Origin of the sequence: Mesorhizobium sp. B2-5-4 (genome assembly GCF_006441095.1) — a bacterium.
GTDB lineage: Bacteria > Pseudomonadota > Alphaproteobacteria > Rhizobiales > Rhizobiaceae > Mesorhizobium > Mesorhizobium salmacidum.
Map to the genome: position 1 here is coordinate 42478 of NZ_VFUR01000019.1, position 12335 is coordinate 54812.

The 12335-nt window shown below is 63.2% G+C and carries 13 protein-coding genes; 3 read left to right on the plus strand and 10 right to left on the minus strand.

The window, feature by feature from the left end; all coding sequences use genetic code 11:
* Positions 1 to 52: 52 nt before the first annotated feature.
* The 6 genes from FJ492_RS21920 to tesB all read right to left on the minus strand — a co-directional run bounded on the left by FJ492_RS21920 (position 53) and on the right by tesB (position 7224).
* On the minus strand, positions 53 to 733 hold the full coding sequence (locus tag FJ492_RS21920; protein WP_140510271.1) for an outer membrane lipoprotein carrier protein LolA: 681 nt from the start codon (positions 731 to 733) through the stop codon (positions 53 to 55).
* 134 nt (positions 734 to 867) lie between these two features.
* Positions 868 to 3525 (minus strand): DNA translocase FtsK, encoded by a 2658-nt coding sequence (locus FJ492_RS21925; protein ID WP_140772243.1) that lies wholly within the window; start codon positions 3523 to 3525, stop codon positions 868 to 870.
* A gap of 209 nt (positions 3526 to 3734) precedes the next feature.
* On the minus strand, positions 3735 to 4010 hold the full coding sequence (locus tag FJ492_RS21930) for a hypothetical protein (protein WP_140510205.1): 276 nt from the start codon (positions 4008 to 4010) through the stop codon (positions 3735 to 3737).
* Positions 4011 to 4338: 328 nt separating this feature from the next.
* Positions 4339 to 5694, minus strand: a complete 1356-nt coding sequence (locus tag FJ492_RS21935; RefSeq protein ID WP_140772245.1) for an ammonium transporter — start codon at positions 5692 to 5694, stop codon at positions 4339 to 4341.
* 31 nt (positions 5695 to 5725) lie between these two features.
* Positions 5726 to 6064 carry a P-II family nitrogen regulator gene (locus FJ492_RS21940; protein WP_015315049.1) on the minus strand — a complete coding sequence of 113 codons (339 nt, stop codon included), beginning with the start codon at positions 6062 to 6064 and terminating at the stop codon, positions 5726 to 5728.
* A 299-nt stretch (positions 6065 to 6363) separates the two neighbouring features.
* Positions 6364 to 7224, minus strand: coding sequence for an acyl-CoA thioesterase II (gene tesB / locus FJ492_RS21945; RefSeq protein WP_140510201.1), 861 nt, complete (start codon positions 7222 to 7224; stop codon positions 6364 to 6366).
* Positions 7225 to 7324: 100 nt separating this feature from the next.
* On the opposite strand from tesB, the gene FJ492_RS21950 reads away from it, so the two are divergent.
* Both FJ492_RS21950 and FJ492_RS21955 read left to right on the plus strand, forming a co-directional pair.
* Entirely contained in the window at positions 7325 to 8584 is a 1260-nt protein-coding gene (locus FJ492_RS21950; protein WP_140751757.1) for a ubiquinone biosynthesis hydroxylase, read from the plus strand.
* A 108-nt stretch (positions 8585 to 8692) separates the two neighbouring features.
* A protein-coding gene (locus tag FJ492_RS21955) for an IS630 family transposase (RefSeq protein WP_140718571.1) occupies positions 8693 to 9641 on the plus strand; the annotation gives its coding sequence in 2 pieces (ribosomal slippage) (positions 8693 to 9028 and positions 9030 to 9641; 948 coding nt in all).
* Positions 9642 to 9647: 6 nt separating this feature from the next.
* On the opposite strand, the gene FJ492_RS21960 is transcribed toward FJ492_RS21955, so the two are convergent.
* The 3 genes from FJ492_RS21960 to FJ492_RS21970 all read right to left on the minus strand — a co-directional run bounded on the left by FJ492_RS21960 (position 9648) and on the right by FJ492_RS21970 (position 10892).
* Complete coding sequence (locus FJ492_RS21960; protein WP_140510198.1) at positions 9648 to 10175, minus strand: hypothetical protein; 528 nt, start codon at positions 10173 to 10175, stop codon at positions 9648 to 9650.
* Positions 10176 to 10315: 140 nt separating this feature from the next.
* Positions 10316 to 10672 carry a YciI family protein gene (locus FJ492_RS21965; protein WP_140772247.1) on the minus strand — a complete coding sequence of 119 codons (357 nt, stop codon included), beginning with the start codon at positions 10670 to 10672 and terminating at the stop codon, positions 10316 to 10318.
* A 10-nt stretch (positions 10673 to 10682) separates the two neighbouring features.
* Positions 10683 to 10892: a hypothetical protein gene (locus tag FJ492_RS21970; protein WP_140772249.1), complete on the minus strand. Its 210-nt coding sequence runs from the start codon at positions 10890 to 10892 to the stop codon at positions 10683 to 10685.
* Between the two features lie 215 nt (positions 10893 to 11107).
* Here FJ492_RS21970 and FJ492_RS21975 point away from each other — a divergent pair, with 215 nt between their 5' ends.
* A complete protein-coding gene (locus FJ492_RS21975) occupies positions 11108 to 11533 on the plus strand; it encodes an OsmC family protein (RefSeq protein ID WP_140751751.1) in 426 nt (141 codons plus the stop codon).
* 158 nt (positions 11534 to 11691) lie between these two features.
* Here FJ492_RS21975 and FJ492_RS21980 read toward each other — a convergent pair whose 3' ends face one another.
* Positions 11692 to 12321: a DUF480 domain-containing protein gene (locus tag FJ492_RS21980; protein WP_140510279.1), complete on the minus strand. Its 630-nt coding sequence runs from the start codon at positions 12319 to 12321 to the stop codon at positions 11692 to 11694.
* Positions 12322 to 12335: the final 14 nt, after the last annotated feature.

A 12335-nucleotide genomic window follows, 5' to 3' on the forward strand; every position in this document is an offset into this window, starting at 1 on the left:
TCGCCGAACTACTGCCAGCCACACGCCGGAAAAACAAGCGAGGCGACGAAGACTACCGTGTCTTGGTGTTCAGCTCGCGATTGGCCGTATAGTCGATGGCGAAGGTGTCGGGCGCGAAGCTGACGCCTTCCTTGGTGTTGAAGATCATCACCGTCGTGTCCTTGCCCTGCGCGTCGGTAATCGTCCACTGCCGCAGATCATAGGTTTTCGGGTCGAACATCATGGTGATTCGCGCATTGCCGAAAACCGACTTGTCGGAGAGCTGGATGGTGGTGAGGTCGTCTTCTTCCTTGACGCTCTTGACGCGGTTGCCGGAGAGGTCGATGCGGTCGTCGAGCAGCAGCTTCAGTGGCGTCTTCGAGAGCGGATAAAGATCCGACGTGTTCAGTCTCTTGTTGAGGATGGCAACCGATCTGCCGTCGGAAATCACCCGGAAATTCGAAGCCCCGTCATAGTTGAAGCGGATCTTGCCCGGCCGTTCCAGGAAGAATTTGCCGCCGGTCTGCTCGCCCTTGGGGCCGAACTGGACGAATTCGCCGCTCATCGATTTGACCGCCGAGAAATGGTCGGCGATCTTTTGCGCCGCCGCAGGCACGGCCGCCTGCGCCGAGGCGAGCAGCTCGAATCCGGGCACCACGTTGAGCGCGGCGGCACCCGCGAACACCAGGCCGAGGCCAAGCAGTTGGCGGCGTGTCGGGGCAAAATCGCTCAGCGCTGAAAGATCGTTTTTCATATCGGTCACTCTCGTCTGATTCCTGATTTGATCGCTGTCGTGAACCCCCAGTTGGGCTGAAGTTTGGCGAGGCGATCGCTGCTCAGCCGGTTGAACGCGCCAGAAGGTTCGAAGTTGCCGCGAACTCTCCACTGTCAGAATTTGTCGTCCTCGGTCGGCACCAGGATTTCGCGTTTTCCGGCATGGTTGGCCGGACCGACAATGCCTTCCTTTTCCATCTTCTCGATGATCGAGGCGGCACGATTGTAGCCGATGCCCAGACGCCGCTGGATGTAGCTGGTCGAGGCCTTGCCGTCGCGCAGCACCACCGACACCGCCTGATCGTAGGGATCATCGGAATCCTCGAAATTGCCACCGCCTCCGCCGCCGGAACCGCCCTTGCCGGACGGCTCGTCGTCGTCCTCGCCGTCATCTTCGGTGATGGCGTCGAGATATTCCGGCACGCCCTGCAGCTTCAGGTGCCCGACGATCTTCTCGACCTCGTCATCGGAGACGAACGGCCCGTGCACGCGCTGGATGCGGCCGCCGCCGGCCATGTAGAGCATGTCGCCCATGCCGAGCAGCTGCTCGGCGCCCTGCTCTCCCAAAATTGTGCGGCTGTCGATCTTCGACGTCACCTGGAAGGAGATGCGGGTCGGGAAATTGGCTTTGATGGTGCCGGTGATGACGTCGACCGAGGGACGTTGCGTCGCCATGATCACATGGATGCCCGCGGCGCGCGCCATCTGCGCCAGGCGCTGGACGGCGCCTTCGATGTCCTTGCCGGCGACCATCATCAGGTCGGCCATTTCATCGATGATGACGACGATGTAAGGCATCGGCTCGAGATCGAGATTCTCGGTCTCGTAGATCGCCTCGCCGGTCTGGCGGTCGAATCCGGTCTGCACGGTGCGCGAGATCTTTTCGCCCTTCTTCTCGGCCTGCTGCACGCGCGCGTTGAAACCATCGATGTTGCGCACGCCGACCTTGGACATCTTTCGGTAGCGGTCCTCCATCTCGCGCACGGTCCATTTCAGCGCCACCACCGCCTTCTTCGGGTCGGTCACGACCGGTGTCAAAAGATGCGGAATGCCGTCATAGACGGAGAGTTCGAGCATCTTCGGGTCGATCATGATCAGCCGGCATTCCTGCGGGGTGAGCCGGTAGAGCAGCGAGAGGATCATGGTGTTGATGGCGACCGACTTGCCCGAACCGGTGGTGCCGGCGACCAGCACGTGCGGCATCTTGGCGATGTCGACGATGACGGCCTCGCCATTGATGGTCTTGCCCAGCGCCAGCGCCAGCTTGGCCTTGGTGGTCTCGAAGTCGCGGCTGGCCATGATCTCTCTGAGATAAACGGTCTCGCGCTTGGCGTTTGGCAGTTCGATGCCGATGGCATTGCGGCCCGGTACGACGGCGACGCGGCAGGCAATCGCGCTCATTGAGCGTGCGATGTCGTCGGAGAGGCCGATCACCCGCGACGACTTGATGCCCGGCGCCGGTTCGAGCTCGTAGAGGGTGACCACCGGACCCGGGCGAACGGCAATGATTTCGCCCTTGACGCCGAAATCCTCCAGCACGCCTTCGAGCAGGCGCGCGTTCTGTTCCAGCGCGTCCTTGGAAAGACTTGGGTCGCGCGCGACATTCTTCGGTTCGGACAGGAAATGCAGCGACGGCATTTCGAACATATCCGAGCCGATCAGCGAGGTCTGCGCCTCGCGCTGGACGCGGGCGCCCGGCACGGGTCGCGCTGCGGGCGCCTCGACCCGGGTGGCGGCATCGGAACGGAACTGCTGGACCTTGGCCGTCGGGGCACGTCGCTGGGCGACCGGCTCGTCGTCAAAATCCATGTCCTCGTCGCCGCGGCCGAAGACATCGTCGTCGGCCGGATCGACGGAAACACCGCGGTCGTTGACCATGGCGGCGAAGAATTCCGGCTCGACCCGGGCGCGGCCGTCCTGGCTCATGCGGGATTCGGCGAATTCGGCCGACTCGACTCGTTCGGCGGCACGGCGCCAGGCGCTGGCGCGCGGCTCCATCTCCGGTTCGAACTCGTCCCGCTCCTGCCTGCGGCGCACAGCGCGACGATGCATCCAAGCGCGGAACGAAAGCCACCAATGGGTGATCGCGCCGAGCGCCAGTATGCCCTCGTCGCCCTCGTCCTCGTCATTGTCGAACAGAAGCTCGTCCTCGCGCGGATCCGCGGCGGCCGGTTCTTCCATCACGGCGAAGCCGTTCTTGCGCCCGATCAGCGCCGCGCCATAGGCGAACAGCCAGAGCGCGGGTGCCGCCAGCAATATGGCGAGCACGCTGGCGATCAGCCCGGTCGGATATCCGCCGATGAGGACGCCGGGAATCTTGAGCACCATGTCACCGAAGACGCCGCCGAGGCCGGTGGGCAGCGGCCAGGTCTTGGGCGGAACGATGCAGCCCGCGATCGCGGCGGCGAGCAGCGCGAAACCGCACCAGAACAGCCCGCGCTTGGGCAGCCTGTCGACGCCGCGCGCGGAAAACAGGAGATAGCCCCAGATGACGGCAGGAACCAGCGCGGCGACCGCGGCAAGGCCGAAGAACTGCATGGCGAGGTCGGAGAAGACGGCGCCGGCATAACCCATGGCGTTGGTGACGATGTTGGCGGTGGCGTGCGAGAAGCTCGGGTCGGCGACGTTCCAGGTGGCGAGGCTTGCGACGGCGAAGGCGGTGAACGCGAACAGGCCGGCACCGACCAGACGGCCGACCTGGCGCCGCGCGAATGCCTGGATGCCGTGCCCCGTATCGGTCAGCGCGAGCGGTGCTGAAGCCCCTGAACGCATGCTCTTCCCCGTCAGTGATTGCCTGGCCCGAGCGCATGACGCACTCCGGCAGATTCGGATGCCAGACTAGGCGTGGGAAGGTTAAGGGCGCATTAACTATAAGGCTGCGGCGACCGTCCTTTTAACATCAATACCTCCAGTGTCCGCACCACATGAAAATGGCGGGCGCCCTGGCCCGCCATCCATTCGTCGGGTCGGGTCGCGTGTTACTAGTTGGCGCCGCCGAGCATCTTCACATTGGCGCAGAACTCGGCGTGCGGCTTGCTCATCGCCGCATCCTGGCATTCCTTCATCATGGCCTCCTGCTTCTCCTTCGGCATGGCCATGAAAGCTGTCTTGAATTCCGCCATCGGCTTCATGGTTTTCATGCTGGAATCGGTGAAGAACGGCGCCATGTTGTCCGGCTCGTCCAGTGCGCCGGCAAATGCAAAGCCGCTGACCATGGAAAGCGCGAGCGCCCCGAGGCAGATATTCTTGAGGTTCATGAGAAAATTCCTTCCCTGTGTTTCAAAACGCGAGCGTCAGAACGACGGTCGCCTCCACAGTTCGGAGACTGGCTGGTCGATGTTTCCTCGAAAATCTGATTCACGCGAACGTGATTGCGCGAAGTTGATCTTCACCAGAAGGAATTGCCAAAAAAAGAGGCCCGGAGCGATCCGGGCCTCAAGGCGTGAGGTCCTTGTGGGAGCGTCACGACGGGATGCTTTTCAAAGCAATTCCAGGAAAAGGGATTCGCGGTTTTCCGTCCGGAATTGCGCGGCAAACGTGGGACCGGCGGGAGGAGGTTTCCGCCGGTCCCTTGGCAAGGATGCCTTACGGCACCACTTCGCCATGCTGGGAGATGTCGAGGCCTTCGACCTCTTCCTGGGTCGACGGACGCAGGCTGACCAGCGCCTTGACGACGTAGAGGATGACGAAGGTGGCGACCGCCGTCCAGATAATGGTGACGGCGACACCGTAGATCTGCTTGCCGAGCGAAGCGCCCGACGAGAGGCTGTTTATCGCCGGGTCGGCAAGCACGCCGGTCAGCAGGGCGCCGACCACGCCGCCGACGCCATGCACGCCGAAGGCATCGAGCGAGTCGTCATAGCCGAACATGTGCTTCACCTTGACCGCCGAGAGGTAGCAGACGACGCCAGCCACGATACCGACGATGAAGGCGCCGGTCGGGTTGACGAAACCGGAAGCCGGCGTCACCGCGACGAGGCCGGCGACGGCGCCCGAGATGATGCCGAGCACGGAAGGCTTCTTGGCGATGATCCATTCGGCGAACATCCAGGCCAATGCCGCAGCGGCGGTGGCAACCTGGGTGTTGAGCATGGCGGCACCGGCAAGGCCGTCAGCCGCCAGTTCCGAACCGGCGTTGAAGCCGAACCAGCCGACCCACAGCAGCGATGCGCCGATGACCGAATAGACCAGGTTATGCGGCGCCATGTTGGTGGTGCCATAGCCTTCGCGCTTGCCGAGCACCAGCGCGCAGACGAGGCCCGCGACACCGGCATTGATGTGGACGACCGTGCCGCCGGCGAAGTCGAGAACGCCAGCCGTACCGAGGAAGCCGCCACCCCAGACCCAATGCGCGATCGGCACGTAGACGATCAGCAGCCACAGCGCCATGAAGATCAGCAGTGCCGAGAACTTGAAGCGCTCGGCGAAGGCGCCGGCAATCAGCGCCGGCGTGATGATGGCGAACGTCATCTGGAACATCGAGAAGACGAATTCAGGGATGTTGGCCACACCCGGCAGCCACAGGCTGGCCGTGGTGATGCCGTGGTGGAAGAATTTCGAAGTGCCGCCGAGATAGGCATTCATGCCGCCGCCGTCGGAAAAGGCCAGCGAATAGCCGAACATGAACCAAAGCACCGTCACCAGGCACGTGATGGCGAAGCTCTGCATGATGGTGGCGAGCACGTTCTTCTTGCGCACCATGCCGCCGTAAAACAGCGCCAGGCCCGGGATGGTCATCATCAGCACCAGCGCCGTCGAGGTCAGCATCCAGGCGGTGTTGCCGGTATCGAGCACCGGGGCCGGAGTGGCGGCCGGCGCGGCAGCCGCGGCAGCGGGTGCGGCTTCCTGCGCGAAAGCGGCGACGCTGCCCAACGCTGCAAGAGCGAGCGAGCCCAGCAGGGCCGCCCTTCCCGTCGTCTTCAAGGTGGAAGGAATATTCATTGAACTCTCCATTGGAATACGTGTTCGCCGCTCAGAGCGCGTCGCTGTCTGTTTCGCCGGTACGGATGCGCACCGCCTGGTCGATGCCGAAGACGAAGATCTTGCCGTCGCCGATCTGGCCGGTCTTGGCCGCGGCGGTGATGGCTTCGACGGCCTTGTCGACCATGTCTGCCGCGACCGCGACTTCGATCTTGATCTTCGGCAGGAAGGAGACCGCGTATTCCGCCCCGCGATAGATTTCAGTATGTCCCTTCTGACGCCCGTAGCCTTTGACTTCGGTGACGGTCAGGCCCTGGATGCCGACGGCGGTAAGCGCTTCGCGTACCTCGTCGAGCTTGAACGGCTTGATGATTGCCATCACGATTTTCATAAGGTTTCACCCTTTGCTGTTGCGGACCCCCGCGTTTGCACACCTTCACCGATCCCAAAGAGCCGGAGAGTGCTCCCAAGGATTCAAGCTCCGTGCCAACTGCCGAAGCAGGGTGTTAACTCATTGTAAACAAAGGGATTGGAGCGGCCGGGGCCGGCAGGTGCCTGCGTGTGCGGCGCACCATCCGATTAAAAAATAGGCATTTTTGCGAAATTGCCTATTTTGCCGGCTTTGGGCGTGACTACAAAATATGGAACCGGCTTTCGGAAAGAATCTTGCTCAAACAAGACTCGCGATGCTCAACGCTTGAGCCGGATCAACCCCTCCTGGGCCATCGAGGCGATCAGCGTGCCGTCACGGGCATAGAGCGTGCCGCGGCTGAAACCGCGCGATCCCGAGCTCGAGGGACTGTCCTGCGCGTAGAGCAGCCAGCCGTCGAGCGAATGCGGCCGGTGGAACCACATCGAATGGTCGAGGCTGGCGGCCTGGATGTCGGGATCGAACAGGCCGCGCCCATGCGCGAAGGTCGAGGTGTCGAGCAGCGTCATGTCGGAGAGATAGGCGAGCAGCACCGACTGCAGCGCGCGATCGTCGGGAACCGGGCCGGCAAGGCGGATCCAGACATTCTGCCGGGGCGGCAGCTTGTCGCGGCTTTCATAGTGCTGGAGATTGACGGGCCGCAGTTCCAGCGGCCGCTCGCGCGCCCAGAAGCGGCGCACCGCCTCCGGCACCCGGTCGGCGGTTTCGAGTAGCTCGCGCTGCGTCTTCAGACCTTCCGGGGGCGGCACGTCGTCGGGCAGCGCGAACTGGTGCTCGAGCCCCTTCTCGTCGACCTGGAACGAAGCCTCCAGCGAAAAGATCGCCTGTCCGTGCTGGATCGCCAGCACGCGCCGCGTGGTGAAGGAACCGCCGTCGCGGATGCGGTCGACCTCGTAGATGATCGGCACCTTGATGTCGCCCGGCCGCATGAAATAGCCATGCAGCGAATGTACGAAACGGTCCGGCTCGACCGTTCGCTGCGCCGCCACCAGCGCCTGCGCGATCGTCTGGCCGCCGAACACGCGCTGCCATTCCACCTGGGGGCTGCGACCACGATACAGATTGTGTTCCAGCCTCTCGAGGTCGAGAATGCGCAGAAGCTCGTCGATCGCCGCCGTCATGTTTTGTGACCTCGCCGCAAAATTGCTATGGCGGTTTCCGACAGGAAGAACGAGCCGTCAAGGGCGCAGGGCCCCGGTCGGCGCGCAAGGAGCTAGGACAATGGAACGCAAGGCGGACGCCAAGACCAGATCCGGGCTCGATGTCCTCGTCGCCGGCGCCGGCTATGTCGGCCTGGCCGCCGCCGTCTCGCTGAAGCAGGCCCGACCGGGCCTTGCCGTGGCGCTGGTCGATGCGGCGCCCGCCGGTTCCTGGCAAAGGGATGGCCGCGCCTCGGCCATCGCCGCGGCCGCCTGCCGCATGCTCGACCAGCTCGGCGTCTGGGCCGAGATCGCGCCGCGGGCGCAGGCGATCACCGAGATGATCATTACTGATTCACGCAGCGCCGATCCGGTGCGCCCGGTCTTCCTGACCTTCGGCGGCGAGGTGGCGCCGGGCGAACCCTTCGCCCACATGGTCGCCAACAGGGCGTTGAACGGCGCCTTGCGGGCCAAGGCCGAAAGGCTCGGTGTCGACATCATCGAAGGCGTGGCGGTGCAAGGTTTTGAAACCAATGGCGCCGGCATCACGGTGCATCTGGCCGACGGCGCTACGTTGACGGCGCGGCTGCTGGTTGCCGCCGACGGTGTCAATTCGAAACTGCGCGACATGGCTGGCATCAAGACGGTCAAGTGGGAATACGGCCAGTCCGGCATCGTCTGCACCGTGGCGCATGAACGCCCGCACAATGGCCGCGCCGAAGAACATTTCCTTCCCGCCGGCCCCTTCGCCACGCTGCCGCTGAAACCCGACGAGGACGGCACCAACCGTTCGTCGATCGTCTGGGTCGAACGGTCGGAAGATGCGAAAACGCTCGTGGAAGGCGATGATCTCGTCTTCGAACATGAACTCGAACAGCGCTTCGGCCTCAAGCTTGGGGAAATCCGCGTCGCCGACAAGCCGCGCGCCTGGCCGCTCGGCCTGACCATCGCGCGCGCCTTCGTCGCGCCGCGCATCGCGCTTGCCGGCGATGCCGCCCATGGCATCCATCCGATCGCCGGACAGGGCCTCAATCTCGGCTTCAAGGATGTGGCCGCATTTGCCGAGGTGATCGTCGAAGCCGACCGGCTCGGCCAGGACATCGGCGCGCTCGACGTGCTGGAACGCTACCAGCAATGGCGCCGCTTCGACACGGTGCAGATGGGCATCACGACCGATGTGCTGAACCGGCTGTTTTCCAACGACATCACCCCGCTGCGCACCGTTCGCGACATCGGCCTCGGCCTCGTCGAACGCATGCCACGGCTGAAGGAGTTCTTCATCCGCCAGGCGTCGGGGCTTTCGGCCGGCACGCCGCGGCTATTGAAAGGCGAGGCGATCTGATCGCCTGTCGCGGGCTAGAGCGTTTCATCGCTTGATTGAATCGGAAGGGATTCCCGGTCGGTCGGATTTGTGATTCAAGATGCTGGCTGGATAGGAGGCCAGCATCTGATGGTTCGACCTCTTTCCGATGATCTTCGCGAGCGGGTTGTGGCGGCGGTTTTGGGTGGCGAGAGCCGCCGGTCGGCCGCCCAACGGTTCGGTATTGCGAATTCGACGGCGGTGAAGTTGTTGCAGCGCCATCGGGCGACTGGCTCGGTTGCGCCTGGCAAGATGGGCGGACATCGCAAAAGGGTGCTGGAGCCGCACCGTGCTTTTATCGAGGGCCGTCTGCGTGAAACACCGCATCTGACGCTGCATGGTCTGAAGGATGAGTTGGCCGCTCGCGGGGTCAAGGTCTCGCACAACGCAGTGTGGCAGTTCCTGCGCCGCGAAGGCCTGAGCTTTAAAAAAAACGTTGTTCGCCCTTGAGCAGGCACGCGCCGATATTGCCCGCAGGCGGCAGCGATGGCGATCCTGGCAGGCCGGCCTCGATCCGCAGTGCCTGGTCTTCATCGATGAGACCTGGATCAAGACCAACATGGCTCCGCTGCGCGGCTGGGGGCCGAAGGGCAAGCGGCTGCGCGGCCTAGCTCCGTACGGCCACTGGCGCACGCTGACTTTCCTCGGCGCGCTGCGCTGTGATCGGCTCGCGGCCCCTTGCGTCTTCGACGGGCCGATCAACGGCCAATGCTTTCGGGCCTATGTCGAACAGCAGCTCATCACCGTGCTGAAACCCGGCGATATCGTCGTCATGGACAACCTGGGAAGCCATAAGTCGGCCGCCATCAGGCAAATGATCAAGGCCGCTGGCGCCAGACTCTGGTACCTGCCGCCCTACTCACCGGATCTCAATCCGATCGAGCAGGCCTTCGCCAAGATCAAGCACTGGATGCGCCAGGCGCAGAAACGCACCGTCGAGGACACTTGGCGCCACATCGGCCACCTCGTCGAAACCATCGAGGCAGCCGAATGCAAGAACTACTTCGAAAACGCCGGATACGCTTCCGTCAAAACATGAAAGACTCTAGTTGACCTCGAAGCCGAGCTTCTGGCGCAAGCGCAATATCCTCTGGTCGGATATCTGCAGGCGCTGCTCGCCGCCCTGGGCGACGCGGTTCACCATCTGCAGCAGATCGTTTCGTTCCGCGATGTCGAGACGCTCGCGCAGGAACGGCGCCAGCTTGTCGATGACGACAGTGGCATCGTCGATCTGCGACGCCGCCCACTTGGCATAGATCACCGCCTCATCCGTCTTCTTCTTGTTGGCGATCTCGGAAATCACCGACCGGATGACAGCCTCGCGCTGCGGCAGGATAGGGCCATTCTCGGAGACGATAGATGCAATCAGCGTCGCGGCGGCCACTACCGGATCGTCGATCGCCGTCAGCGGCGAGAGTGCGGCCTGCTTGCGCAGCTTCTTGCGCCTGATGTTGCCTTGCACGCGCCCGACGACGTCGGCGACCTCGCGCGCGGCGTCGTTCATGGCCTTCATCCGGTACCACCACAACGCCGCCGCTCCGAGCACGCCAAGGACAGCAATCAGGAAAGGCATGTCCAAATCCCCCAAGGTCTTGAACGACGATAGGAGAACTCGTGGCTCGCTTCAACACGCAAGAGTTGAGCCCGGCAAAACGGGACGTTCGCTCGACCGAACGTCCTCGGTTTCCAAGTGACCGCAACGCATGACGGGGATTATGACCCCGGCACGTTGTAGATCGCGCGCACCTCGATGGAACCGATTTCGCCCAGCGGAATCTCGCCGGCGATGTCCAGCGCCTCGTCGAAATCCTTCGCTTCGATCATGACGAACCCGAGCAACTGCTCTTTGGTTTCCGCGAACGGGCCGTCGGTGACAAGTCTCTTGCCCTTGCGTCTGCGGACGGTTTTCGAGGTTTTCACCGATTGCAGCGCCTGCGCGATAATCAGCATACCGCGTTGGTCCAATGACCGGTCATGGGCCATCGAATCGGCGTCGAGCTTGGCCAACCGCTCTGTCGTCATGGCATGGAGATCTTTCTCTTCGCCGTAGACCAGGCAAACATACTGCATGTCCATCTCCTTATCGTAACGAACCATAGGATGAGGCGATCAAGTTGTCAGCCGGGCCTTTGTCCGCCGCATGATCGAGGAAGCACACCCCGACCCCGATGATGGCGACCGCCACAAGCAGCCGGCCAAAGCCGGACGCCGGCTGCCGCAACCAGTCGATTTCTTGTCCGCCTGCCTTGCGGCCGGTGCCTGTCCAGTGAGCAGAAAATAGATTGTTCATGTGAACCTCCATCCGCCACGAAATCCGTGGCCGCTCGCAGGACGGCCGAGGCAGATGGAATTCGACATTTTTGCACGCACATTTTTTCAGAAATGAAAAGCGAACGCCTCAGCCGGCACCTCGTCGAAAGAGCGCAGTGGCCTTCGCGTCTGCCCGCGCTATAGTTGACCGGACGCTGATCGACAGGCTTACCCAAATCAACCCAGGAGGACTCCATGGACCGCACCGCAAACGCCGTCTGGAAAGGCAATCTGAAAGAGGGCAAGGGCACGCTCGACACCCAGAGCGGAACCCTGAAAGGCACGCCCTATTCGTTCAAGGCGCGCTTCGAGGACGAAAGCGGCAAATCCGGCACCAATCCGGAAGAACTGATCGCCGCCGCGCACTCCGGCTGCTACGCCATGCAGCTCTCCCATTTCCTGGCCGAGAACGGCACGCCGGCGGAAGAACTCGACGCCAAGGCTGTGGTGACGCTGGTTCCAGGCACAGGCATCACCGGCAGCGCGATCACGCTGGTCGGCAAGGTGCCCGGCATCGATGCCGCGAAATTCAAGGAATTGGCCGAGAAGGCCAAGGCCGAATGCCCGGTCTCCCAGGCGCTCGGCGCGATCAAGGTTTCGCTCGACGCCAGGCTTGGCTGATGAGCCTGGTCTGAAATGAGAAACGCCGGCCCCAGGGCCGGCGTTTCTGCATCGGAGATTGGCGAAAGCGGTCGCGGCATCCAATCTCCCCCTCGTGGGGGAGATGTCCGGCAGGACAAAGAGGGGCGCTGTCCCGCCGACGTTTCGGATTGGCGGCCTCAACCGCCCAGCGCGTCAAGCCGCGCACGAAGGGCTGCGACTTCCTGCTCCAGCCCTTCCACCCTCGCCTCCAGGTCGGAGACGGGGATAGTCGGCGCACTCCGGTGCGCCGATAGAGCGGCAACATCGACGGGGCCAGCGAGGAGATGCACGTAGCGGTCCTCGCGCTGGCCCGGCCCGCGCGGGATTTCCTGGACCAGCGGTGGCCTGCGGCCGATCAGCATGTCGAGTTCACCGCGCAGGTCTTCGATCGACGAAAACCGCGCCATGCGCTCAGCGCGCGCCAGCAGCTCATGCGCCGTCTGTGGTCCGCGCAGCAGGAGCAGGCCGAGCAGCGCCGTTTGCGGCGTGGTCAGCGAGAAGCGCTGCGCCATCTGATGCTCATAACGCTCCACGCGCGAGCCGAACATCTGCCGCACGAGTCCTTTCTGCTCAAGCAGCTTCAGGGCCCGGTGCACCTCTGTCTGTTCCAGGGCCATGACAGGCTCGCGTGCCGTCTTCTGGTTGGCTGCGGCAAGTGCCGCGTTGAGCGTCAGCGGATAGACGTCCGGCGTCAGCTCCTTCTTCTCGATCAGGCAGCCGAGCACGCGCACTTCGACGGGAGAGAGAACAGGAAGGTCGTCGCTCATTGAGATCGCTATCC